The sequence below is a fragment of the Photorhabdus sp. HUG-39 genome, from assembly GCF_963878365.1.
Lineage (GTDB): Bacteria > Pseudomonadota > Gammaproteobacteria > Enterobacterales > Enterobacteriaceae > Photorhabdus > Photorhabdus kayaii.
In genome coordinates, this window is sequence record NZ_CAWNWY010000015.1 from 32768 (window position 1) to 56847 (window position 24080).

General features: G+C 42.6%; 24 protein-coding genes and 1 pseudogene. 10 read left to right on the forward strand and 15 right to left on the reverse strand.

Annotation, left to right across the window (positions count from 1 at the left end; genetic code table 11):
* From AAC155_RS11570 to AAC155_RS11580, 3 genes and pseudogenes are all read left to right on the forward strand, one after another.
* Positions 1-716, forward strand: a 716-nt coding sequence (locus AAC155_RS11570; RefSeq protein ID WP_445260688.1) for a helix-turn-helix transcriptional regulator, incomplete at its 5' end; no start/stop codon positions are given.
* Between the two features lie 160 nt (positions 717-876).
* Positions 877-1600: pseudogene (locus AAC155_RS11575) on the forward strand (helix-turn-helix transcriptional regulator).
* A 317-nt stretch (positions 1601-1917) separates the two neighbouring features.
* Positions 1918-2640, forward strand: a complete 723-nt coding sequence (locus AAC155_RS11580) for a helix-turn-helix transcriptional regulator (protein WP_113042260.1) — start codon at positions 1918-1920, stop codon at positions 2638-2640.
* 320 nt (positions 2641-2960) lie between these two features.
* Here AAC155_RS11580 and AAC155_RS11585 read toward each other — a convergent pair whose 3' ends face one another.
* The 3 genes from AAC155_RS11585 to AAC155_RS11595 form a co-directional block, all read right to left on the reverse strand.
* Positions 2961-3170: a helix-turn-helix domain-containing protein gene (locus AAC155_RS11585; protein ID WP_125026268.1), complete on the reverse strand. Its 210-nt coding sequence runs from the start codon at positions 3168-3170 to the stop codon at positions 2961-2963.
* Positions 3171-3732: 562 nt separating this feature from the next.
* Complete coding sequence (locus AAC155_RS11590) at positions 3733-4926, reverse strand: MFS transporter (RefSeq protein ID WP_011145281.1); 1194 nt, start codon at positions 4924-4926, stop codon at positions 3733-3735.
* 22 nt (positions 4927-4948) lie between these two features.
* Positions 4949-6130 (reverse strand): cysteine desulfurase family protein, encoded by a 1182-nt coding sequence (locus AAC155_RS11595; protein WP_113042261.1) that lies wholly within the window; start codon positions 6128-6130, stop codon positions 4949-4951.
* Between the two features lie 28 nt (positions 6131-6158).
* On the opposite strand from AAC155_RS11595, the gene AAC155_RS11600 reads away from it, so the two are divergent.
* Positions 6159-6299 (forward strand): hypothetical protein, encoded by a 141-nt coding sequence (locus tag AAC155_RS11600; RefSeq protein WP_158536555.1) that lies wholly within the window; start codon positions 6159-6161, stop codon positions 6297-6299.
* Between the two features lie 21 nt (positions 6300-6320).
* On the opposite strand, the gene AAC155_RS11605 is transcribed toward AAC155_RS11600, so the two are convergent.
* From AAC155_RS11605 to pyrG, 5 genes are all read right to left on the reverse strand, one after another.
* The gene (locus AAC155_RS11605) at positions 6321-7028 is read right to left on the reverse strand and encodes a hypothetical protein (protein WP_041380620.1); all 708 of its coding nucleotides are present in this window, start codon (positions 7026-7028) and stop codon (positions 6321-6323) included.
* An 808-nt stretch (positions 7029-7836) separates the two neighbouring features.
* The gene (locus AAC155_RS11615) at positions 7837-8106 is read right to left on the reverse strand and encodes a type II toxin-antitoxin system RelE/ParE family toxin (RefSeq protein WP_110091105.1); all 270 of its coding nucleotides are present in this window, start codon (positions 8104-8106) and stop codon (positions 7837-7839) included.
* A 2-nt stretch (positions 8107-8108) separates the two neighbouring features.
* Complete coding sequence (locus AAC155_RS11620) at positions 8109-8366, reverse strand: type II toxin-antitoxin system RelB/DinJ family antitoxin (RefSeq protein ID WP_113042263.1); 258 nt, start codon at positions 8364-8366, stop codon at positions 8109-8111.
* Between the two features lie 146 nt (positions 8367-8512).
* Positions 8513-9814, reverse strand: a complete 1302-nt coding sequence (gene eno, locus AAC155_RS11625; RefSeq protein ID WP_112876847.1) for a phosphopyruvate hydratase — start codon at positions 9812-9814, stop codon at positions 8513-8515.
* A 72-nt stretch (positions 9815-9886) separates the two neighbouring features.
* A complete protein-coding gene (gene pyrG, locus AAC155_RS11630) occupies positions 9887-11524 on the reverse strand; it encodes a glutamine hydrolyzing CTP synthase (RefSeq protein ID WP_113042264.1) in 1638 nt (545 codons plus the stop codon).
* A gap of 333 nt (positions 11525-11857) precedes the next feature.
* Here pyrG and AAC155_RS11635 point away from each other — a divergent pair, with 333 nt between their 5' ends.
* Genes AAC155_RS11635 through AAC155_RS11645 form a run of 3 tightly spaced genes read left to right on the forward strand, consistent with a single transcriptional unit; the run spans position 11858 to position 13545 of the window.
* Positions 11858-12205, forward strand: coding sequence for a hypothetical protein (locus tag AAC155_RS11635; RefSeq protein WP_113042265.1), 348 nt, complete (start codon positions 11858-11860; stop codon positions 12203-12205).
* 1 nt (position 12206) lies between these two features.
* Positions 12207-12809 carry a restriction endonuclease fold toxin 5 domain-containing protein gene (locus AAC155_RS11640; RefSeq protein WP_113042266.1) on the forward strand — a complete coding sequence of 201 codons (603 nt, stop codon included), beginning with the start codon at positions 12207-12209 and terminating at the stop codon, positions 12807-12809.
* A gap of 13 nt (positions 12810-12822) precedes the next feature.
* On the forward strand, positions 12823-13545 hold the full coding sequence (locus tag AAC155_RS11645; RefSeq protein WP_113042267.1) for an Imm52 family immunity protein: 723 nt from the start codon (positions 12823-12825) through the stop codon (positions 13543-13545).
* 28 nt (positions 13546-13573) lie between these two features.
* On the opposite strand, the gene AAC155_RS11650 is transcribed toward AAC155_RS11645, so the two are convergent.
* The 5 genes from AAC155_RS11650 to rlmD are packed head-to-tail and all read right to left on the reverse strand — an operon-like array spanning position 13574 to position 18237.
* Positions 13574-13699: a hypothetical protein gene (locus AAC155_RS11650; RefSeq protein WP_262405144.1), complete on the reverse strand. Its 126-nt coding sequence runs from the start codon at positions 13697-13699 to the stop codon at positions 13574-13576.
* Positions 13700-13713: 14 nt separating this feature from the next.
* The gene (gene mazG / locus AAC155_RS11655) at positions 13714-14463 is read right to left on the reverse strand and encodes a nucleoside triphosphate pyrophosphohydrolase (RefSeq protein ID WP_228900732.1); all 750 of its coding nucleotides are present in this window, start codon (positions 14461-14463) and stop codon (positions 13714-13716) included.
* Positions 14369-14614 (reverse strand): hypothetical protein, encoded by a 246-nt coding sequence (locus AAC155_RS11660; RefSeq protein WP_228900718.1) that lies wholly within the window; start codon positions 14612-14614, stop codon positions 14369-14371. Before AAC155_RS11660 ends, mazG begins: the two co-directional genes overlap by 95 nt.
* A gap of 33 nt (positions 14615-14647) precedes the next feature.
* Complete coding sequence (gene relA / locus AAC155_RS11665) at positions 14648-16879, reverse strand: GTP diphosphokinase (protein ID WP_113042269.1); 2232 nt, start codon at positions 16877-16879, stop codon at positions 14648-14650.
* Between the two features lie 41 nt (positions 16880-16920).
* Positions 16921-18237: a 23S rRNA (uracil(1939)-C(5))-methyltransferase RlmD gene (rlmD, locus tag AAC155_RS11670; RefSeq protein WP_113042270.1), complete on the reverse strand. Its 1317-nt coding sequence runs from the start codon at positions 18235-18237 to the stop codon at positions 16921-16923.
* Positions 18238-18290: 53 nt separating this feature from the next.
* Here rlmD and AAC155_RS11675 point away from each other — a divergent pair, with 53 nt between their 5' ends.
* Positions 18291-20642 (forward strand): ATP-binding protein, encoded by a 2352-nt coding sequence (locus tag AAC155_RS11675; protein ID WP_113042271.1) that lies wholly within the window; start codon positions 18291-18293, stop codon positions 20640-20642.
* Here AAC155_RS11675 and dgt read toward each other — a convergent pair.
* Positions 20626-22152, reverse strand: coding sequence for a dGTPase (dgt, locus tag AAC155_RS11680; RefSeq protein WP_113042272.1), 1527 nt, complete (start codon positions 22150-22152; stop codon positions 20626-20628). The genes AAC155_RS11675 and dgt overlap by 17 nt on opposite strands.
* A 126-nt stretch (positions 22153-22278) precedes the next feature.
* Between dgt and mtnN the strand changes: the two genes are divergently transcribed.
* A complete protein-coding gene (mtnN, locus tag AAC155_RS11685; protein ID WP_113042273.1) occupies positions 22279-22980 on the forward strand; it encodes a 5'-methylthioadenosine/S-adenosylhomocysteine nucleosidase in 702 nt (233 codons plus the stop codon).
* Here the strand turns inward: mtnN and AAC155_RS11690 are convergent.
* The gene (locus AAC155_RS11690) at positions 22943-23164 is read right to left on the reverse strand and encodes a hypothetical protein (RefSeq protein WP_158536556.1); all 222 of its coding nucleotides are present in this window, start codon (positions 23162-23164) and stop codon (positions 22943-22945) included. The two genes, mtnN and AAC155_RS11690, sit on opposite strands and share 38 nt — an antisense overlap.
* 27 nt (positions 23165-23191) lie before the next feature.
* Here AAC155_RS11690 and btuF point away from each other — a divergent pair, with 27 nt between their 5' ends.
* Positions 23192-24019 carry a vitamin B12 ABC transporter substrate-binding protein BtuF gene (gene btuF / locus AAC155_RS11695; RefSeq protein ID WP_113042274.1) on the forward strand — a complete coding sequence of 276 codons (828 nt, stop codon included), beginning with the start codon at positions 23192-23194 and terminating at the stop codon, positions 24017-24019.
* Positions 24020-24080: the final 61 nt, after the last annotated feature.

The following is a 24080-nucleotide window of genomic DNA, read 5'->3' on the forward strand; positions in this document are numbered from 1 at the left end:
ATAACACGATGAGTTTCTCTGTAAACAAGGATCTGGATGTTCATTCAAAAAGCTTTGACGCCTTTATATCATATATGGAAAACAGCAATGATATTTGGGCTATAAAAGACAAGGAACATCGATTCATCTATGCCAATGATACAATGATTTATTACAGCGGTCTTCCTAAAGGTTTTAATATAGAAGGGAGGCTTGATGGTGAGTGTCCAGCACCGTGGTCTGAGTTTGAAAATATTATACAAGCTAGTTGTGATGTTGTAATGACGAGTCAAAAAACCATTCCAGTATTAAACACCTTGACTTATGGTGGGAAACAAAAAATGATCCAACCATTTCTGACCAATGTTACACCGCTAATGAAGGATGGAGAATGCATTGGCATTGTTGGACACGGCAAAAAACTTGAAATTTACTCCATGTATCATTTTGAAAATAACATTCATCCAGAGTCATTAACTTTTGGCAAACCAACTGATTTATTTACCGACAGAGAGTTCGATATAGTATTTTTTGCATTACAATCGCTAAGCGCTAAAGATATTGCCAGAAAATTAAGTATTACCTATAGAACGGTACAAAGCAGGCTACATATCATTTATCAGAAAATAGGGATAAATTCATTAAGCCAGTTAAAAGAATATTGCAGGGGTAAGGGGTATGATAACTATGCTCCTACCCGATTTATTAACACGAATCCCTATATAACTCTGGCATAACAATGCACAGCATCACTGTCGTTACTATGTCATTAGGGTTCTGCCAAGCAGAACCTTATGCTCCGCCCAAAACTCACTCAGCAGCGCGAAGGGTGATTTTACGGGATACCTCACATGGAGGTTATCACAGTTTTATAGTTCAATCATGATAGGTGAAATTATGAAAGATAACACGATGAGTTTCTCTGTAAATAAAGATCTGGATGTTTATTCAAAAAGCTTTGATGCTTTCATATCGTATATGGAAAACTGTAATGAGTTCTGGTATATAAAAGATAAGGAATCGAGATTTATCTATATGAATGATTACGGACTTCATCATAGCGGACTACCCAAAGGGTTTAATGTTGAAGGTAAACTGGATAGTGAGTGTCCGGTTTATTGGTCTGAGATTGCTGATATTATTCAATCTAATGATCGTAGAGTGATGGAGGAAAAAAAAAGTCATTCCTACTTTGATTACATTTATGTATGGCGGTAGGGATAAAATTATTCAACCATTTATGGCGGACGTCACGCCTTTGATAAAAGATGGAGAGTCGATTGGCGTAGTAGGCAGAGCTAAAAAGCTAGAAATTTTTTCAATGTATCATATGGAAATTAATAAACCTCCTGAATCATTATCATTTGGCAATCCAACTGATTTATTTACTGATAGAGAGTTCGATATAGTATTTTTTGCTTTGCAATCACTAAGCGCCAAAGATATTGCTAGAAAATTAGGTATTACCTATAGAACGGTACAAAGCAGGTTACAATTTATTTACCAAAAAATAGGAATAAACTCATTAAGCCAGTTAAAGGAATATTGCAGAGATAAGGGGTACGATAATTATGCTCCTACCCGATTTATTAACCCTAATCCCTATATACCTCTGGCATAACAATGAACCACACCGTTATCATCACTATGCTATTAGGGTTCTGCTTGGCAGAACCTTAAGCCTTGTTTCTCTCACATTCCATCCAGCATATTTCATATTGCAATTACTCATTAAAAACATAATTACTAATAAAAATTTTACACAATATAGAATATTAGCATATTGAAGGTGATTACAGGAAACTGCTCCTCTGTAAAATCATCCGCACCAAATAGGTGCCCAAAAACTCATAAATATAATTATCCATTGTGTCGCAAAAGTGATAACCTTACATGGAAATTATTCCAGTTTTACCGTTTAATCATATAGGTGAAATTATGAAAGATAACACTATGAGTTTCTCTGTAAATAAAGATCTGGATGTTCATTCAAAAAGCTTTGATGCTTTCATATCATATATGGAAAACAGCAACGATTTTTGGATCATAAAAGATAGCGAATCTCGATTCGTTTATGCTAATGATGTTACACATTATTACTGCAACCTACCCAAAGGTTTTAATATGGAAGGTAGGCTTGATATTGAATGTCCAGGACCGTGGGTTGATTTTGTAGATGTTATACAAGCTAATGATAGAAACGTAATGACGAGTCAAAAAACCATTCCGGTACTAAACACTTTCACTTATGGCGGAAGACAAAAAATAATCCAACCACTACTAGTCAATATTACTCCTCTAATGAAGGACGGAAAATGCATTGGCATTGTTGGGCACGGTAAAAAACTTGAAATTTATTCCATGTACCATTTTGAAAACAACAGGCACCCTGACTCATTAACTTTTGGCAAACCAACTGATTTATTTACCGACAGAGAGTTCGATATAGTATTTTTTGCATTACAATCACTAAGCGCTAAAGATATTGCCAGAAAATTAAGTATTACCTATAGAACGGTACAAAGCAGGCTACATATCATTTATCAGAAAATAGGAATAAATTCATTAAGCCAGTTAAAAGAATATTGTAGGGGTAAGGGATATGATAACTACGCTCCTACCCGATTTATTAACACGAATCCCTATATAACTCTGGCATAACAATGAACCACTCCGTCACTGTTCCATTAGGGTTCTGCCAAGCAGAATCCTACCCACTTCCAAAAAAATTTTTGGTTTACCCGCTTTTGTAATATTACGCCTATCTGGCGATCCGTGAAATCAACAGAAATATAGAGAGGAATGTCAGCACAGTACAAAAGATTAAATAATTTATACAGAAAAATTAATTATGACAAACATCAAGGCAGGGAGTTAATCACTCCATTTTAATCATACCTGAAACTTTCCACAAAACACTAGAAAAGTTTCAGGTACTTAATCTCTTCTCATTGACTTTTTTTCGAGAAGTTTATTTTAATTCATTTTGAATATCTGCTTGGCCATATTTCAAAAGGCTCACAATTTAGAGCGGTAGCAATGAGTTTCTCACCTTTAGGCCACGGACGATGCAAAGCATTTGATAAAGTGGATGATGCAAGCCCCGCATCCCTTGAAACAGCAGCTAACGACGTTCCCCGTTTTTTAAGCCCTGCAATAATATCAGCCGGGTGCCAGTCGTTTTTTACAATCATTCCTTATTCTCCTTTCAGTTTGGTTATTCAAGGTGCTATATTCATACTTTCTTCAAATTTATATTTTTATACCCGTTATCTTTCAAGTTGCCTCTTTGTTGGCTGCACTCGCTCACCCCGGTCACATAGTTATCTATGCTCCCGGGGATTCGCTCCCTTGCCGTCGCGATGTATCTTGAAATCCATAGGGTATATATTGTTACAGCTTTTCCCCTGAGTCCGCACTGGTGCGGAATACTAAAAAATAACTGTACTAAAACGTTAAATCCCGCTAAGTACAGCCAAATATTCTCCGAATAAGAAAATATTATATCTAACGATTAAAAGTCATAAATGAATTTTAATCGTTAATAAATGTTCTTTTATGAATACTCGAATATTTAAAAAGTTTAGTTATTTTGGGAAATGTTGGAAGCTGCATTAAATACATTAATGAATGCCCTAAAAAAGCGCTTCAATTACGAGGAATAACACCCATTAAATACTTTATGTCCATCGAAAAGTTACTTGTGCAACGGCAAATCAGCCAGTCGATAATTATCGACTGGCTGAATGACTGTTAACGTGCTTCATTCTGTGCCGTTAACCTATCCTTAATGCGGCAAAACCATCTCCCTCCCAATAACGCCACCCCAAGTTCAAGAGAAGCTATTGCAGCTAGAGTGAGGATAAACAAGGTCTTGCCCGCACCCACTAATATCCATCCACCTATTGCAGGAAATCCAAATATCCCCACAAAGTAGGCGACAACGAACCAAGTGAGGGCAGCGTGACGATTCTCAAGCGCAGAATCGTTTACTGCCCATGTTTGAATAACGGGATACACCAATCCATAGCCTATTCCCGTTAACATGGCCGCCAAAACCTGGAACATGGGGTTAACTGGTATGCCTAACAGGGCCAGAATGCCCATGATTAAGAATAACATCAGCGCGATGACCAATGGGATACGGGGCATCATCGATAAACGCCGGGCTAACAAAAGCCGCGACACAACCACAGTCGCTGCATGTACAGCAAAGAATGTACTTGCATTTGCTTGAGTCCCTTCAACCAACGAACTTTGGAACGACATCATTCCAGAGAATACGCAGCCTCCCAGACCTACCATCACAATAGGACGGATCGCACTGCTGGCAGCAATCTTGGTTATTTTTCTCACCCAAGGTCTCAGTGATAACTCCCGTTGACCATGCGGTTCCCTGATCCCAAAGGTCGCCAGAAGTAGTGAGGCGAGGATGCCAATGACGCCAACAAAGAGAAACGTTGTTTGTATGGGCACTCCTGCCTGTTCAACCGCGGCGGCGAGGAGGATGGGACTGCCGCAAATTCCAGCCATTTGAAACGCGCTGAAACGGGTAAACCAGTGGCCCCTGTCAGCATCAGTGACACGCTCTGACAACGCCATAGGCCCACTGATATAGAACATTCCCCAACCAAGTCCAATCAAAAATGCTGCGATACGCGGGATGTAACTCAGTTCACCGCTGAAACCCCCTAAAAGAAAATAACCACAAGACATCGCCAGCGCCGCGAGGGCTGCAAGGCGTGATGCTTCCAGTTGCCCGGCAAACCATCCAACCAAAGGAACGCCAATCAAAGTGCCGACCAAGGCCACGCTAAGGGTCGTCCCAGTGTCAATGTCACTCCCCCCTTGTGAGCGAAAATACGCGGAAATAAGAAAGGTGGCACCATATCCCCCCGCAGTGAACAGGGTTCCGAACAGGAGAAAAAGTGCCGACATTGTTCGCATAAGTCAAACTCCATCTTAATTATTACAGGACGCCGAATGGCTTTGGCACCATCGACCTCAGTTTATTCACCGCTTTTTCCAGACGGAGACAAACATAGCGTATCTCGTCTTCATTATTAAATCTTCCTAACCCGAAGCGCACACTGGCTTGAGCCTGTGCATCACTGACGCCTATTGCCTTCAGTACATGTGACGGTGCCCTGTTAGCGGATGTGCATGCAGACCCAGAGGACAACGCAACTTCGGAAAGCTCCAGCAAAAGCGAATCAGCATCCAAACCGTTGAAGGAGACATTTAACAGACCGGGAAGGCATTCGGTAAGATGACCGTTTATCCGAACGTCAACCACATTCTCGATAATATACGAGCGAAGTAAATCCCGTAAATAACGTAACCTCATCGACTCATCAGGCAAGTTTTTAACCGACAGTTCGACGGCCCGCCCGAAGCCTACTATCCCCGGGACGTTAAGAGTTCCAGAGCGTAAGCCTCGCTCATGTCCCCCACCAACGATGAGAGGAGCGAGTGTTATATTCTTATTACGTGAATCGATATAAAGTGCACCGACCCCCTTTGGTCCATATATTTTGTGCGCAGAAAATGAGGCAAGGCTGATATTCATGCGCTGTACATCAAATTTTATTTTGCCGAGCGCTTGCGTGGCATCGGTATGAAGAGGAATGTCATGTTCCTTACAGATCGCGCCTATCTCTTCAATTTTTTGTATTGAACCAATCTCGTTGTTGGCGGCCATAATCGAAACGAGATAGGTATCATCTCTTATTGCACGAGATATTAAATCTGGGGATACGATGCCGTCGCTTTGCGGCGGTAAGTAGGTCACCTCCGTTCCCATTGCTTCGAGCCTACTACAACAATCAAGGACAGCCTTATGCTCAATTGTCGATGTGATGACATGCCCCCTTTTGCCCCGATGTTGAAGGCCCGCGATTGCAAGATTGTTCGACTCGGTGGAACCCGACGTGAATATAATATCGGAATGACTCGTCGCATTTATCGATGTTGATATCAATTTTCTTGCATTATCAACAGCTTCCATAGCTTTCCACCCAAATGCATGGTGATTACTGGCAGCATTTCCATAAGCGCTGGTAAAATAGGGCATCATAGTTTGAAGCACGTCGGGATCTAATGGCGTTGTAGCATTGTTATCCAAATATATCGGCCGGGTTAAGTTGTACATAATTTATTTCCCCCACTAACAAACGAAGATGAAATTATTTTTTTATTATCTTGACTATATCTATACCCTATGGATTTCAAGATGCATCGCGGCGGCAAGGAAACGAATCCCCGGGAGCATAGAGAACTATGTAACCAGAGTGAATGCAGCCAACAAAGAGGCAACCTGAAAGATAACGGGTATATATCTGCTAGGCAGTAATTACATCACCTTGACTCACCTCCCCCTCTTCATTAACAAGATTAAGACGAATGGCGGTTGAAACACCGAGCATATGACTGAGTTGCAGCCCACGCACATAGGCCAAAGCTCTCGACCAAGCGCAATCCTCAAAGAACACCTCCAGAATAGTATCTGAGCCTTTGTGATCACCGGCAGCTTTCTCAAAGTACTCCTTCGTAATTGCTGCACAGGTGAGTTTCTGAGTCGGCTCTTCGTAAGCAGCATCTGATGTCGGTGGTTTGCCGTCAGCGAGGTTTTTGGACACCATCCGCCGTGTGATGATTTCGGGTATTTCTCCAGAGGCTAGGATGTGGACAAGGTGCTGCCTGGCTGAATCTTCGTGAATAACACGTATCTCACTGAGCGGAATCTGATATTTTTCTGCTACGGGCAAGAAGATATTCCTGATCGAGGCGTGGAGATGACTCAGACGAGGGTTCCGTTTTTGAGAATTAGTGAGATTATTTATCAGGAACTGGAGGCGGAATATCCCATGATGATCGAACGCCACGGATATCCTCGGTAATTGACCACATTCATCTTGGCTTCGTTTGGCGAACATCAGAGCAGCCTCAAAGGCTTTCAACTGAGCCTCGACAACTATCTCGCTATCCTTATTGAGATAAACTCGTGAATTCCCTGCCAATATGCTTACGTTAGTTTCTCGCTGATTCATTTTCATCAATATCCTTTTCCAAGATGGATCGTACGTATAAGGATGACCGCAAAAATCCATTAATTTTTAGATCGGGGAAGTTCTATAAAGAGTGGTCAATATAACGAATGGAAAATAAGGCGATCTTTATAATTTCACGTACGTTAAATATCTTTTTCTCTTGCGACCCCGGTTATGAAATAAATATGTCTGATATCAAGCAAAAGTATAATTGCCATAAAAAAGCTGAGTTCTGAGTTCTGAGTTCTGAGTTCTGAGTTCTGAGTTCTGACTAAAGGTTAGCGTGTCTTTTCTATTAAAAAATAGATCTTCGTCTTGTTTAAATGTTTTTTTCTTTTTAACCTTGCAGTCGAGGCTCTGAGCCCGACCATCGGACATCATTTAGCTCTCAGCTTACCGGGTAATTCTGTCACACCAATACAAGGCTCTAGTTGCCAAGTATGGATATGTCCGAACTGTTGTTGAGACAGCTAACTAAAATCCGTTATATCAAGGTAAATCTTCTCAGCAACATTAAAGGGGGGATTCTCGCTATTAAGCCATCGGCGAAAAGTTTCATATGTGAAAACATGGCTGCACCGACCGACTGCCTCAGGAAAACTCAAAAATTGACGTTGTAGAAGTTATCAGGCTATTACCCTTATGAAGGAAGGTTTTAGCCTTTCATTTGGAAGAATAAAATTATTTCAGGTTTGTCATGCTCAAACATCAACCTATTACACACAGCTCAACTTAATTCTTTCTCTTCGAATCACAGCTAGCTCTCCGCTCAACAAACATATTTAAAAATCCATCAGTTATCCTCTTACTATCCGAATAAATCAGCATGGCTACCAACTCGATACAAGATCAATTCAGTGTCCGTACGTCGATAAATCAGTAGTAAATCCGGTGCTCCATGACATTCCAAATAACCAATATAGTTACCGCTCAGACGGTGTTCTTTGTACTTCGGTGGTAATGGCTGGCCGGTTTGCAAAAGCGCAAGAGTTTTCATAATGATTTCTTGCGCTTTTTTATTGTTAACGTACTTTTTGGCATCCCTTTTAAATCGGCTCTGATAAACGAAAATCAGCACTGTTACCAACCTAAATCACTTTTTAATTCATCAAGCGTGTTGGAACGGTGAACACCTATCCCGTTCTCTAGATCATGAATTGCCTGTAACGTCTCGCTATTCGGTTGCAGCAACCCATCCGGTAGCCGACCTTCTGCGGCTAATCGATTAATAACCATACGTATAACGGTAGATAAATCGAGCCCAAGTGCTTTGGCATTTGCCATTGCCGCCGCTTTGCAGGCTGGTGACACCCTGGCTCTGACAACAGTATCAGTCATAGTAAATGCTCCCCTGTGTGTTTGATTAGAACACCGTAGCCTTTTTGTAGCCACACGTCAAAAGATTATAAATATGACTTGGTAGCCAATTATCTGAGGAGGGTTTTACCCCTCCTGTTTAATTCTAATACTTAATTAATTACCTATTAAGCCTGACCTTTTACTTCTTTCAGGCCATAGAAAGGAGCGCGGTTACCCAAAGCTTCTTCAATACGGATCAACTGATTGTATTTAGCAACGCGATCAGAGCGACTCATAGAACCGGTTTTGATTTGACCTGCCGCGGTACCTACTGCCAGATCAGCAATAGTCGCATCTTCAGTTTCACCAGAACGATGAGAAATTACCGCCGTGTAACCTGCGTCTTTTGCCATTTTAATCGCTGCCAGTGTTTCAGTGAGAGAACCAATCTGGTTGAATTTAATCAAAATGGAGTTAGCAATGCCTTTCTCAATACCTTCTTTCAGGATCTTAGTATTGGTAACAAACAGGTCATCACCAACCAACTGGATTTTTTCGCCCAGCACTTTTGTCTGGTAAGCGAAGCCTTCCCAGTCAGATTCATTCAAGCCATCTTCAATAGAAACAATCGGATATTTTCTGGTCAAATCTTCGAGGTAATGAGTGAACTCTTGAGAAGTGAAAGTTTTACCTTCACCTTTCAGTTCGTAATTACCGGTTTCTGGGTTGTAGAATTCAGAAGCAGCACAATCCATAGCCAAAGTGACATCTTTGCCCAGAACATAACCCGCTTGTTCTACCGCTTCTTTAATAGCAGCCAGTGCAGCCGCGTTAGATTCCAGGTTAGGCGCATAGCCCCCTTCGTCACCAACCGCAGTACTCATGCCTTTTGCTTTCAGAACTTTAGCCAAGTTATGGAAAACTTCAGAACCGATACGAACCGCCTCTTTCAGCGTTTTTGCTCCAATCGGTTGAATCATAAATTCCTGGATATCAACGTTGTTATCCGCGTGCTCACCACCATTGATGATGTTCATCATCGGCAACGGCATAGAAAATTTACCCGGAGTGCCATTCAATTCAGCAATGTGCTCGTACAACGGCATGCCTTTCGCTGCTGCTGCGGCTTTAGCGTTAGCCAGAGAAACCGCCAGAATCGCATTAGCACCAAATTGAGATTTATTTTCAGTACCATCCAGGTCGATCATGATCCTGTCGATGTTAGCCTGATCTTTCGCATCCTGACCGATAACTGCCTGTGCAATCGAGCCATTTACTGCATCAACAGCTTTCAGTACACCTTTACCCATAAAACGGGATTTGTCACCGTCACGCAGTTCCAACGCTTCACGGGAACCGGTAGATGCACCAGAGGGTGCAGCCGCTAAACCCACAAACCCCCCTTCCAGATGCACTTCTGCTTCTACGGTTGGGTTACCACGGGAGTCAATGATTTCACGACCGATCACTTTAACGATTTTGGACATTAGGTTTTCCTCAGTACAAGTTACATTTCAGGTAAGTGACGGAACACGTCATACCGCCACTCACTGCACATCTTATTTGAGCTGGCCTTTCTGATATTTACCGGCGGCTTTAATAAAACCAGCAAATAACGGATGACCATCACGAGGAGTGGAAGTAAATTCTGGGTGGAACTGACAAGCCACGAACCAAGGATGCTCTGGAATCTCAATAATTTCTACGAGCTTATTGTCCACTGAACGACCCGCTACCCGCAGACCCGCATCTTCAATACGTTTCAACAATAAGTTATTCACTTCATAACGATGCCGATGACGTTCAACAATCGTATCTGCCCCATACAAGGTGCGCACTAAACTCTCTTTTGTCAGGTGGCATGGCTGACCACCCACACGCATCGTTCCACCAAGATCACTCTCTTCGCTACGCACTTCTAAATTACCGTCTTCATCTCGCCATTCAGTGATCAGACCAATAACCGGAAACCGGCAATCAGGTTCAAATTCTGTTGAGCTGGCTTTTTCCAAACCCGCAACATGACGAGAAAACTCAATCAATGCTACCTGCATGCCGAGACAGATCCCCAGATAAGGAATTTTGTTCTCACGCGCATAACGGGCTGTCATGATTTTGCCTTCCACACCACGACCACCAAAACCACCAGGCACCAGAATCGCATCCAACCCCTTCAATAATTCAACGCCACGGGTTTCAACATCTTGGGAATCAATTAGCTTGATATTCACCGTTAGACGATTTTTCAATCCACCGTGCTTCAATGCCTCAATCACGGATTTGTACGCATCGGGCAGTTCAACGTATTTACCCACCATCCCAATAGTGACTTCACCGGAAGGGTTAGCTTCTTCGTAAATGACTTGTTCCCATTCTGACAAATTTGCTTCCGGGCAATCGAGGCTGAATCGTTTACAAATATAATCATCTAAGCCTTGAGATTTCAATAGCCCTGGGATTTTATAAATGGAATCAACGTCTTTTAGGGAGATAACCGCTTTCTCCGGCACATTACAGAAAAGAGCAATTTTTGCCCGCTCATTAGCCGGAATGACGCGATCTGAACGACAAATCAGAATATCCGGTTGAATACCGATAGAAAGCAGCTCTTTTACCGAGTGCTGAGTCGGCTTAGTTTTGACTTCGCCAGCCGCTGCCAGATAAGGCACCAGTGTCAGATGTAGATATAAAGTGTGTTCACGACCAACTTCTACTGCCATTTGACGAATGGCTTCGAGGAATGGCAAGGATTCGATATCACCGACAGTACCACCAACTTCCACCAGTACCACGTCATGACCTTCACCACCACTGATGATGCGATCCTTAATTTCATTGGTGATGTGAGGAATGACTTGAACCGTCGCGCCAAGATAGTCGCCACGGCGCTCTTTACGCAAAACTTCGGAATAAACCCGACCCGTGGTGAAGTTATTGCGACGAGTCATTTTAGTGCGGATGAAACGCTCATAGTGACCTAAATCGAGATCAGTTTCAGCACCGTCTTCGGTAACGAAAACCTCCCCGTGTTGGATTGGGCTCATCGTACCTGGATCGACATTGATGTACGGGTCCAGTTTCATAATCGTGACATTGAGTCCACGGGCTTCGAGTATAGCCGCCAAAGAGGCTGCGGCAATGCCTTTACCCAGAGAGGATACGACCCCGCCGGTCACAAAAATATAATTAGTTTTCATGCTGAACCTGAAAGTTTAGGTTTAAAAGATGATGGATATAACCAAGACGGGAAAGCAGTATACCCGAACCTTAAATGCGCTACAAATAATCTGCGCATAAATAAGGTTATTTTCCCCTTCACCGCATTCTCAATGTAGACATGAAGTACATACACAAACTTCATTTTTCATGAAGCCAATCGTTATTGGCTCTTTTCAACGTCGAATGATTTTATTGCCTTAATTGATTAAAAAACAGTATGATTGCTTCCATTGAGATCATTTCGTCTGAATTTAACACAGATAGAAGACCCAATATAGATAATAGTAGCTTATGAGTTAAGGGGTGATGCCATGATTATACTGACTCAGGAACAATTCGATAAAATTATTGATATAGAGGACAATACTTATATTGAAAAAATCAGGCAATGCATTTTGTCAGAACATGCCGATTTGGTTGTGCATGAGGATGAGAAAAATTTGCATAAGCGACTTAAAGAAGCCTATCGGTATTTAATCGAAGACCTGGGCTTTAAAGATAAAAAGCTGATTAAATCATACCTTTATTTAACAGCATTTAATCGTGACTTCCACGGTGTACCAGAAATCAAAAATGCCCTTGAAGCAGGGGAAAACCCGGAACAACAATACAAAGATATCTTGAGAATAATAGATAACTTGTTGAAAAGGAGCAATTAACATGCCTTTACCTCTGGTAGTTCCGGTCGCCCTGACTGCGGCTGAATATGCAGCATCAGCCCTTACGGGCATATTAGTTGGCGTTGGTGTTGGCCTCGGTGTTGAGGAGATGACAAAAGAGGATGAAAAAGAGGAATCGCTAGCCCAAACAGATGAAATCAGTACAGCAAGGGAAGAATGCAAGGTGTGTCCAGCCACTGAGAAAGTAAGTTCTAGCTGGGAGAGTACCAGTTCATATTCGCAGGTTACCCTAGATTATCAACTCCAGATAGCTAAAACCGTTTACAAACCGGACGCCAAACTTATACAAGTTTGGGAATGCTTAGGCGTGAGTTTTGATGGTTGGCGCCCGGAATGGTGCCTGTTTCTGGAATCCAAAGCTAAGTATGATCAGTTTTTTAGGAATGGAGAACCGATGGGATGGTGGACAGGAAGTGAGCCTATGAAAGATCAAGGAAGGCGACAACAAGCCGTGTGTACTTCATTGAACGGCATTCCAAGTTCTCACTGGCATTTTATGGAGCCAGTTAGCGCTGCTTACTATTTACAGGAATTTTCTAGTTATCCCAATATTAAAGTATTTCATACTCCCTTATTTAGATAATCTGAGGTAATACATGGCTATTTTATCGCTAAAAATAAAACTATATTTTGACTGGAAAGAACCCTTGACTCCCCAAGTAGTACTTGCTGATTTATATAAAATAACACAACGGATTGACCTATTCTTCGGGCGTCATAAAACTTGGTATTTAACAGGTCATACTCGTAAAGAAGCATTGGAACACCTTGTTTTTGAAGAACAACACCCGACGGAGAAAGCGGCTCAAGAGTTTGAAAAAAGTTATAAAAAAAATTTCCCTTTTATAGGAAAACAAATCTGGGATGGTGAAGTTGATGATCTTGCCTGTTCCCTATTTTATGAGAACTATCGTATTGATAGACTAGGGCAAACTGAAATAACAATAAGACTCAATATTGACGAAAAAGAGTTTCAGTTTTCACGGTTGATTGATTTTATTACCTTTTTAGTTCTCAGCCATAATGCTCCCTACATTATGGTGGAAACTAACGGCTATACCTTGAAACGAAATCAGGTATTTCCCGGCAGGTTAAGTGCAGGCTGGATGATTTATTTACCCTTCGTTATAGACCGCTCATTGTTACCAATGGCAGATGAAATCTTGCCTATTGCCAATGATAAAGAGCAATTGGGCACATTAATCATCACCAAAAAAGGCATTTTTGACGGTGAAAATCAGGACGATATTGATAAAGCCAATGATGTTGAAATTCAGTTGTTAAATCTGGGATTACTGCCATTAATGACTGAAGTTTAACGGCGACGAGATAATTTTCTATTCTTCATCATTCTTTTGATATCTCTTCGTGAATCAGCGCCACTTTCCATTTCCGCTTTTTTCGTGCTGATAACAGCCCCCTTGGGCTGTTTGCCATCCCTTTACTCAAAAAAATAAAAATTCCAGCTTTCATGCTACTCTTTCCGATTACTGTTTCTTAACCTGTTGCCATATTTGTTCCATTTCTTCCAATGTTGCCGCTTCCAAGGTATGGCCTTGGTTCAGGATCTGCTTTTCTACTTCTCTAAATCGGTTCTCAAACTTATTGCATGCTTTTTGCAATGCAATTTCCGGTTTGTATCCGAGATGGCGCGATAAATTCACAACGGCAAACAACAAATCGCCAATTTCCTCTTCCAGATGTTGTTGATCAACCACCGCCTGATAAGCTTCATCCATTACTTCGTCGATCTCTTCATAAACTTTGTCCAGCACCGGCCCCAAGGTATTCCAATCAAAACCGACCGCAGCACAACGTTTCTGTATTTTATACGCTTTCATCAATGCAGGCAGACCTGCCGGAATGTCATCAAGGATCGAATGCAAATCTTTTTGTGCTCTTTCCTGCGCCTTATGTTTTTCCCAACCACTGATAGCCACATCACCGCTGATATCCTGCTGCTGACCAAAAATATGTGGATGGCGACGTTCCAGCTTATCGCTAATTGCATTGCTGATATCATCAAAATCAAACAACTGTTGCTCTTTGCCCATTTCAGCATAGAACACTACCTGGAATAACAGATCGCCCAATTCTTCTTTTAGATCAGAAAAATCACCCCGTTCAATGGCGTCAATGACTTCATAAGTCTCTTCTAATGTATAAGGCGCGATAGTTTTGAATGTCTGTTGCTTGTCCCAAGGACATCCCTGTTGAGGATGGCGCAATTGCGCCATAATCCCCAGTAACCGTTCTATACCCGTCATCTTTCAAGTTGCCTCTTGGTTGGCTGCACTCGCTCACCCCAGTCACATAGTTCGCTATGCTCCCGGGGATTCTCTCCCTTGCCGTCGCGATGCAGCTTGAAATCCATAGGGTATATAGCAAATGATTTCATTTTTTATCCAAATTTTCCTGCTGTCAGTTGCCATGAAGACGTTTAGCTTCAATAATATCCGGTAACTGATTGATTTTCGCCAAAATCCGCCCCAGTACTTGCAGGTTATAAATCTCAATACTCATGTCAATAGTAGCAATCTGCTGTTTTATATCACTACGGCTACTCACCCCAAGTACGTTCACCTTCTCATTAGCCAAAATCGTGGTGATATCACGCAACAATCCACTGCGATCATTCGCAACAACACGCACAACCAGTGAGTAACCGCTGGAATAGCTCTCTCCCCAAACCGCATCCACCACCCTTTCCGGCGCATTTGCCTGCAACTCGGCCAGTTGTTCACAATCAACCCAGTGGATAGAGATCCCTCGGCCACGAGTGATAAAGCCGACAATCTCATCGCCGGGAATGGGCTGGCAGCAACGGGCAATGTGATGCATCAAATTACCCACACCTTCTACCACAATCCGCCCATCATCTTTAGCAGAACTACGCTGTGGATGTGATTTACTCTCTAAATTGCGAAGCGCTTCCCGATCTGCATCCTCTGCGGTGGTTTTCTTAAGTTTGCTTTGTAAGAAATTGACCAACTGGTTAATACGGATATCACCAACCCCAATGCCCGCCAGTACTTCATCAAGTGTATGGACGTTATAACGCGCAATGAGCAACTTTTCCGCTTCTTTTAGGCTGAGATCCAGATGTGCCAGTTCATTATCCAGCATCTGACGACCCGCGATAATGTTTTTATCCCGATCCTGTTTGCGGAACCAGTTATGGATTTTCGCCCGACCACGGCTTGTGGTGACATATCCCAAGTTTGGATTTAACCAATCACGACTTGGGTTCGGGTGTTTCTGCGTGATGATTTCAATCTGATCGCCCATTTCCAACTGATAGCTGAACGGCACAATGCGACCACTAATTTTCGCGCCAATACAACGATGCCCCACATCGCTGTGAATATGGTAGGCAAAATCCAGTGGCGTAGAACCGGCCGGGAGATCAATAACATCCCCTTTCGGTGTAAATACATATACCCGATCATCAAACACCTGGCTGCGAACTTCATCTAGCACCTCATCAGAATCAGCCATCTCTTCCTGCCATGCGATCAGTTTACGCAGCCATGCAATACGCCCTTCATATCCAGCACGATTGCCCGCTATTGCCCCTTCTTTATATTTCCAGTGGGCAGCAATTCCTAATTCTGCATCTTCATGCATCTGGCGGGTACGGATCTGAATTTCCAATGTCTTACCGCCCGGCCCAAGGACTACGGTATGAATGGATTGATAGCCATTAGGCTTCGGATTAGCAACATAATCATCGAATTCATCCGGCAAATGACGATAGTGAGTATGTACTATCCCCAGAGCCGCGTAACAATCCTGTAAACGTTCAACCACAATCCGCACAGCCCGAACATCAAACAGCTCATCAAATGCCAGTGATTTTTTCTGCATTTTGCGCCAGATGCTGTAGATATGTTTAGGGCGCCCGTATATCTCAGTCGTGACGCCCTCTTTGAGCATATGTTTACGTAATGTATTGACAAAGTGATCAATATACTGCTCACGATCAATGCGCCGCTCATGCAGTAATTTCGCAATTTTTTTATATTCATCAGGATGGAGATAACGGAAGCAGTAATCCTCAAGTTCCCATTTAAGTTGACCAATGCCCAGACGGTTAGCAAGCGGCGCATAAATATTGGAACACTCTTTCGCAGCCAGTACGCGCTCATCTTCAGTCGCCTCTTTAACTTCCCGCAAATGGGCAATCCGCTCTGCCAATTTGATAATGACACAACGAAAATCTTCCACCATTGCCAGTAGCATCCGGCGCACATTATCAACCTGTACAGAGCAGATTGAATCGTGATGAGTGGCTTTTAACTGGCGAATGGCATCCATTTCCATCACGCCTTTCACCAGATTGGTAATCGTGCTGCCAAACGCTTCGGTGACAGTTTCAGCACCGAGTAATTTTGCATCCATTAACGGGAACAGTAACGCCGCACGCATACTGTCGTTATCCATACTTAACGTGGAGAGAATCTCAACCATTTCTACGCCACGCCATAATAGAAGTTCTGAATCAGGATGATTTTGCGCTTTTTCGTGACAATAACGCCAGGTTTCGGCTAATTTCTCACCAATTTGAAGATTCGCTATATTTAAACTCGCGATCCACCGGTTTACTGCAAACTCTCCCGCAGGGGTTAAATGAGCACTTCTTACCGCAACCATAATCTCTCCCGACGACTTCATAACTTTCATCTAGCCATGATCTAACGGCTAAATAGCACCATTGACTCCAAATGGCTTGTATGTGGAAACATGTCCAGCATCCGCACACTGATAATATGATAGCCAGCCTCAAGCAGAATCTTACTGTCCCGTGCCAATGTTGTTGGATTACAAGAGACGTAGACCACTTTTTCAGGGGCCAGCTTGACAATGTGTGACATGACTATTGTCGCACCAGCACGCGCCGGATCTAATAGGACTTTATTAAACCCCAACTTTGCCCAAGGTTGATGACGTATGTCAGCTTCCAAATTTTCATGGCAGAAAGATAGGTTATCCAAATTATTTAATCTGGCATTATATTGCCCATTAGCTACCAGTGTGGCAACCCCTTCGACGCCAACCACCGACTGCACTATTTGACCAATAGGTAAAGTGAAATTCCCCATTCCACAGAACAGATCAAGCACGTTGTCGTTCGGTTGTAAATCGAGCCACTCTATCGCCTGAGCAACCATTTGTTGATTCACCTGATCGTTAACCTGAATAAAATCTCTTGGACTGAAAACCAGTTTCAGTCCACCTACCTGATACCAGGGTTCCGGCGGTTCATTCAGCGACTCAAGTGAAGTTTCATCCGCCGCCAGATAGACCGCGACATTATGTTGCACGGAAAATGTGCATAGTTTCTCTTTATCTTCCCATTTCAAGGGATCAAGATGGCGCAATATTATCAATGGACCATTATCTGCCAGCACCAATTCCACATGCCCCAACCGTTTAACCGCTTTCAAATTATTCAGACACTGAGATAATGGCCGCAATAACTGTTCCAATTCAGGCCGCAAAACAGGGCATTCTTTTATAGCAACTAATTCATTGGATTGATTTTGACGAAATCCCATCACCAGTTGGCGCTGTTTTATTTGATAATGTAAACCAAGCCTTGCCCGGCGCCGATAACCATATTCAGGGCCAAGAATCACCGGCTTAGCAGAAACCGTTACACCCGTTTCCCGCCTGATCAGGTGTTCGAGAACGTTGGCTTTACTTTCACGTTGTAAATCGGGTGCAACATGTTGTTGCTGACAACCGCCACATACTCCAAAATGAGGACAACGGGGATTCACACGATATGGACTGTCAGATAAACGCTTAACCAACTTTGCTTTTGCAAACTGTCGCTTCTCTTCCGTTAGTTGTACCTGTGCCTGTTCACCGGGCAATAACCCGGCGATAAAAATAGTTTTACCCTGATGGCGAGCTACGCCCTGCCCCTGGGCATCGAGATTATCAGCAGTAACTGTGATGATATGCCGATTTACTGTTCGGCGATTGGGGGAATAAAATTGCACCATGATTCTTACGGACTATGAATTATTAAGTTCTTATTTTCCCATAATGGACGATTATGACCAAATATAGCTTACGCATCCGCATGATGAGCCTGATCCTAGTTCCAATTTTACTGGTTGGCATGTTTTTCAGTATCTCATTTCTCTGTTATCACTATCGTGAACTGGAAAACCAAATTGTTCGATCTGGGATCAGTATTATTGAACCCCTGTCCATCGCCAGTGAAATTGGCATCAACCTGCATAACCGTGAACGTGTCAATTCATTGATCACCCGGCTTCACCGCAGAAATTCTGAGATAGTTCGGGCGATTGCCATTTTTAACGATGATAATCAGCTATTTGATAGCTCAAACTATAAATACAATTCAGCTCAACTACAGATCTCGCCAGATATGCCTCTTCCAACCACCTTGACAAAAATGGAGGTTAAAAACAGTATTATTTTACGTATGCCCATTATTTCAGAACACCATTTATCCCAGAATCAGCAGCATTCTGACTCCCCATCTTTACATCCGATTGGTTATATCGCCATTGATCTTGATTTACGGTCAGCTCACTTACAGCAATATAAAGAAATCGTTATTTTTATATTACTATTACTCATTTGCCTTGGTTGGGCATCGCTGTTCGCCTACCATTTGGTGCATAAGATCACAAAACCTATCAGCGATATCGTCAGTACTGTCGATAGAATTCGCCAGGGGCAGTTAAACAGCCGTGTCAGTGGGAAATATTTTGGTGAATTAGATACGCTGAAAAACGGCATTAACGCAATGGCAAAATCGCTTTCCCGCTATAAAGAAGATATGCAAAATGATATTGATCAGGCCACGTCGGATCTGCGGGAAACAATGGAGCAATTCGAAATTCAGAACGTTGAACTGGCAATAGCGAAAAAACGCGCACAGGAAGCAGCCAGAATAAAAACGGAATTTCTGGCAAATATGTCTCATGAATTACGCACACCACTTAATGGCGTCATTGGCTTTACCCGCCAAACACTGAAAACACCTTTAACAATACAGCAAACTGAATATCTGTATATTATCGAGCGCTCCGCTAATCATCTACTGAATATTATCAATGACATATTGGATTTTTCGCGGCTTGAAGCGGATAAATTGGTATTAGAAAACGTTCCATTTCTTTTACAGGATATGATTGATGAGGTCATGGTGTTACTGACACTCAGCGCCAAGAGTAAGAATATTCAGCTCACTCACCACATTGATCCCCAAATTCCCAGACTGGTCATAGGCGACCCTATGCGCCTCCAGCAAATACTCACCAATATTATCGGTAACGCGATTAAATTCACTGACCAAGGTTCTGTGGAGATAAAGATCAATCTGCTACAACAGCAACACCATAAAATCAATTTAGAGATTATTGTCAGTGATACAGGCATCGGTATCAGCCCTGAGCAGCAACCTCATCTATTTCAGGCTTTTCACCAAGCAGATGCCAGTATTTCTCGCCGTTATGGCGGTACCGGCCTCGGTCTGGTCATTACAAGGAAACTGATCCGAGAAATGGGCGGAAATATTAGTTTTACCAGCGAGCCAGAAAAAGGTTCTGTTTTCCATTTTGATTTATGGCTAGGGAAAGATGATTTCATTCTGACCGACTCAGAGGTACCACAAAAAGCACTTATCCACCTCCCTCGTTTACCCATGACAGTCATGGCCGTTGACGATAATCCAGCTAACCTCAAACTAATAGGTTCATTACTAGAAGAAATCGTGGAAAAAACCGTGCTATGTAACAGTGGAGAAGAAGCTTTGCAGTCAGCAACCTCTCACCATTTTGATCTTATTTTGATGGATATTCATATGCCAGGTATGGATGGCATCTGTACTTCCAACCGCATCCACCAGCTACCGCAACACCGCAGTACACCGATCATTGCGGTTACAGCTTATACCTGCCGACCAAAGAGCGATACAGATCAATCTCCATTTGAGGATTTCCTGACCAAACCTCTCGATGAAGATCGTCTGAGAGCAGTGTTAGATCGCTACGTTAAGACGACAGAATCACAACATATTAACTGGTCATTAGCGTTACAACAGGCCACCGGAAAAGAACAGTTGGCTGTAGATATGCTACAAATGTTGGTAGATTTACTGCCAACAATTAAAACAATCACAGAAAAAGTTTTGTCAGGGGAAACGGAGGAAGATTATCAGCAGCAGATCCATAAACTACACGGTAGCTGCTGTTATAGTGGCGTGCCACAACTTAAAGCTCTCTGCCAATTAATTGAACAACAATTACAACAAGGCGTTCAATTAACCGATATAGAACCTGAATTGTTGGAACTGACAGATGAAATTGATCATGTCCTTAGCGCCGCAAAAAAAATATTGAGTCGCGGCGAGAATCTTAACTACACACAATAAACTTACGATACTCTTCATAAGCATAATTATCTGTCATGCCACTGATGTAATCCTGAATAAGACGAGCGCGATAATAGAATTCGAGCAGGTCTTTTTCAGCTTGGTCAGTGGCAACAATTTTCTCTACTGCTTCACCATAAGCGAGACGATGCTTGGTGGAAAGTTTGTGTAGCAGCCGAGTTTCCATAAAATAATCTTTGTGGAAATTGTTCTGGTTCAGTTCCACAAAATCCTGACGGGGCATTTTCAATAACGGGCAATAAAAATCTAATAACCCATTAATGACTCGGTATCCCTGCAACTCTAATTTTTCAATCTCTGGATGATTAAATACTCTCTTACAAGCAATGTTTTTCAACGTCCTAAGCAACCGATGCTCCTCGCTCTTATCTTCAAGTAGTGCTTGATTAAATGAGCCCTCAAAAACAGCCGGCAGATGATCAATAAAACGACGAGCAGTATAAGGAACAAGTTTGCCGGTAATATAAACCCGCAAATACATAAAAAATTGATCCTGCTGGCTTCGACGTAATTCGTTACCGTGAGTTCCCTTGTACGCCTTTCTGACCGTTAAGTCGAATAGATCCCCGGCCCGATGACCGCCATTTTCTTGCCACTCCTGTTCCAAATATCCCATCAGTGTATCGACGCTGAAAATCTTTTTTTCAACAGCATCATCCAAATCAGCAATGCAATAAGAGATATCATCTGCTGCTTCCATAATATAAGTCAGTGGGAAGCGACAGAACTCACCCATTTTAAGCTCACGACGTAATTCGCGAACAAAATGCTCCTCCGACCAATAAAAACCTGGCTTTTTCATCAAATAATTAAATTGATTTGGTGTTTCTTCAAGACGAAAAGCAGGGCAAGTATATTTTAGAATACAACCAACCTGAGCATAAGTCAGATTGAGTTTTAATAAGCTATGCACCATACGGATAGCCTGAGCATTCCCTTCAAACTGACATAAATCTTTACGCAACTGGCGACGAAAGAGATCTTTTTTCACATCACCACATAAACGCAATTCGAAGATTTCGCATCGATCTTCTCGCTTAATATTTTCCAGGGAAAAATTAAGATCGAGCTTTTTGGCAAACCAATCTTTAATTGCCGCTTCACCAAAATGACCAAATGGTGGATTACCAATATCATGCATTAAACAAGCCATTTCAATCAAACTTTCAAATGATAATAGCCGTTTATCCAACCCGTAATCGGCCAGCAAATTACGCGTTTTCAATTCATTAATAATCGTTTTCGAAATATAGCGCCCAACCTGTTGCACTTCCAATGAATGCGTCAAGCGACTGCGGACAGCGGCATTATTTTCCAGCGGAAAAACCTGTGTTTTTTGCTGTAAACGACGAATAGCCGCTGAATTCATAATCCGCCCACGATCACTTTCAAACTGGCGAATAACCTGCTCTTCATCATTAGAATCAACATGATACTGACGGTATTTACGCTGATAGTTAAGCTTCTGACTAAAGTCTATCCCGGACATTTATCCTCCGACTTGTGAGATAGCACTGTTTTACATCACAGATTATCTGATTGTTCCGTATTAGATGTTAAACTCAAACACGGAATGATTTTATATGATTAATTAATCAACAGCGAGTATGACATCATGAAAGTAGGCGTGATAGGTGCTATGGAGCAAGAAGTGACTTTATTGCGCGATCAAATTGAAGATCGCCAAACATTGTCACGAGGTGGCTGCGAAATCTATACCGGTAAACTCAACGGCGTGGAGATTGCACTGTTAAAATCCGGTATTGGTAAAGTTTCTGCTGCAATTGGTACAACTTTACTGCTTGAACATTGTCAGCCTGATGTGATTATTAATACCGGATCTGCCGGTGGCCTTGATCCGAAATTACAAATCGGTGATATCGTGGTATCCCGTGAAGTTCGCTATCACGACGCTGATGTTACCGCTTTCGGTTATGAACCCGGTCAAATGGCGCAATGCCCTGCGGCTTTTGTGGCGGATGACCAGCTAATTGATCTGGCAGAAAAATGTATTCATTCACTGAATCTGAATGCAGTACGTGGGCTAATTTGCAGTGGTGATGCATTTATTAACGGCGCAGAACCACTAGCGCGTATCCGAGCCACTTTCCCACAAGTGACGGCGGTAGAAATGGAAGCCGCAGCAATAGGGCATGTTTGCCATCAATACAACACCCCATTTGTAGTGGTACGTGCTATCTCTGATGTGGCGGATAAAGAATCTCATATCAGCTTTGATGAATTTCTTGCCGTGGCGGCTCGCCAATCTACATTAATGGTCAACGCAATGCTGACAACTCTGAATAAAGACAAATAATATACCCGTTATCTTTCAAGTTGCCTCTTTGTTGGCTGCACTCACTCACCCCGGTCACATAGTTACCTATGCTCCCGGGGATTCGCTCCCTTGCCGTCGCGATGCATCTTGAAATCCATAGGGTATATATTACTGAAAGAATCACGCCCTGATAAATATTTTCGGGCGTGTTTGCGGGCGACATATTTAATGTTTTAAAGAGCACCCTTCAATGAAATGGATAAAAAGCACGGGTTCAATTGGATTATCGCTTTTACTGTTTCTCAGTAGTGTCAGCTATTCTCTGTATGCAGCTCCCTTACGGGTAATCAGTTTATCTCCATCAACGACAGAATTAGCCTATGCCGCCGGGCTAGGTGACAATCTGATTGCCGCCAGCGCCTACTCTGATTATCCCCCTCAAGCCCGTAAACTTGAGCAAGTAGCTAACTGGCAAGGCATCAATCTGGAACGCATTATTACCCTTAAACCTGAGCTGATTCTGGCATGGCGTGGCGGTAATCCCCAACGTCCACTGGAACAACTTGCTACTTTTGGCATTAAAATCTTTTATTCCGATCCCACCACCACCGAACAGATAGCGCAGGATTTAGAACGACTCGCTGAATATAGTCCTCACCCAGAACAAGCAAAAAAATCCGCGACTGAACTTCGCCAACGATTTGCCAATTTGCAACAAAAATATGCCACTACAACCCCCAAACCGGCCTTTTTACAATTCGGCACTTATCCTCTGTTCACTGCTTCAGGACATACACTGCAAAGTGAAGTGCTTTCTATCTGTGGCGGCAGAAATATTTTTGCCAACAGCCCTGTTCCCTGGCCTCAAGTCAGTCGTGAACAAGTACTCATCAGGAAACCTGAAATAATTGTTATCAGTGGTGGACAAGAACAGGTCAAATTAATTGAAAATTTCTGGCATCCACAATTGCGTGCCAAAGTCATTACATTACATGAAGATTGGTTTCACCGCGCGGGACCGCGCATCATTCTGGCAGCCGAACAGCTATGCCAGCAATTGAATGACAAGGATTCTTGATAAAGCAAAATCGTTTAATAGGATTGCAAGAGGATTCCCGAAGATGGGTCATAATATTCAG

Coding starts and splice junctions, on each gene's coding strand:
- AAC155_RS11580 (WP_113042260.1), top strand. CDS start 1,918: ATGAAAGATAACACTATGAGTTTCTCTGTAAATAAAGATCTGGATGTT.
- AAC155_RS11590 (WP_011145281.1), bottom strand. CDS start 4,926: ATGCGAACAATGTCGGCACTTTTTCTCCTGTTCGGAACCCTGTTCACT.
- AAC155_RS11595 (WP_113042261.1), bottom strand. CDS start 6,130: ATGTACAACTTAACCCGGCCGATATATTTGGATAACAATGCTACAACG.
- AAC155_RS11600 (WP_158536555.1), top strand. CDS start 6,159: ATGAAATTATTTTTTTATTATCTTGACTATATCTATACCCTATGGATT.
- AAC155_RS11605 (WP_041380620.1), bottom strand. CDS start 7,028: ATGAATCAGCGAGAAACTAACGTAAGCATATTGGCAGGGAATTCACGA.
- AAC155_RS11620 (WP_113042263.1), bottom strand. CDS start 8,366: ATGACTGATACTGTTGTCAGAGCCAGGGTGTCACCAGCCTGCAAAGCG.
- eno (WP_112876847.1), bottom strand. CDS start 9,814: ATGTCCAAAATCGTTAAAGTGATCGGTCGTGAAATCATTGACTCCCGT.
- pyrG (WP_113042264.1), bottom strand. CDS start 11,524: ATGAAAACTAATTATATTTTTGTGACCGGCGGGGTCGTATCCTCTCTG.
- AAC155_RS11635 (WP_113042265.1), top strand. CDS start 11,858: ATGATTATACTGACTCAGGAACAATTCGATAAAATTATTGATATAGAG.
- AAC155_RS11640 (WP_113042266.1), top strand. CDS start 12,207: ATGCCTTTACCTCTGGTAGTTCCGGTCGCCCTGACTGCGGCTGAATAT.
- AAC155_RS11645 (WP_113042267.1), top strand. CDS start 12,823: ATGGCTATTTTATCGCTAAAAATAAAACTATATTTTGACTGGAAAGAA.
- AAC155_RS11650 (WP_262405144.1), bottom strand. CDS start 13,699: ATGAAAGCTGGAATTTTTATTTTTTTGAGTAAAGGGATGGCAAACAGC.
- mazG (WP_228900732.1), bottom strand. CDS start 14,463: ATGGCGCAATTGCGCCATCCTCAACAGGGATGTCCTTGGGACAAGCAA.
- relA (WP_113042269.1), bottom strand. CDS start 16,879: ATGGTTGCGGTAAGAAGTGCTCATTTAACCCCTGCGGGAGAGTTTGCA.
- rlmD (WP_113042270.1), bottom strand. CDS start 18,237: ATGGTGCAATTTTATTCCCCCAATCGCCGAACAGTAAATCGGCATATC.
- AAC155_RS11675 (WP_113042271.1), top strand. CDS start 18,291: ATGACCAAATATAGCTTACGCATCCGCATGATGAGCCTGATCCTAGTT.
- dgt (WP_113042272.1), bottom strand. CDS start 22,152: ATGTCCGGGATAGACTTTAGTCAGAAGCTTAACTATCAGCGTAAATAC.
- mtnN (WP_113042273.1), top strand. CDS start 22,279: ATGAAAGTAGGCGTGATAGGTGCTATGGAGCAAGAAGTGACTTTATTG.
- AAC155_RS11690 (WP_158536556.1), bottom strand. CDS start 23,164: ATGTCGCCCGCAAACACGCCCGAAAATATTTATCAGGGCGTGATTCTT.
- btuF (WP_113042274.1), top strand. CDS start 23,192: ATGAAATGGATAAAAAGCACGGGTTCAATTGGATTATCGCTTTTACTG.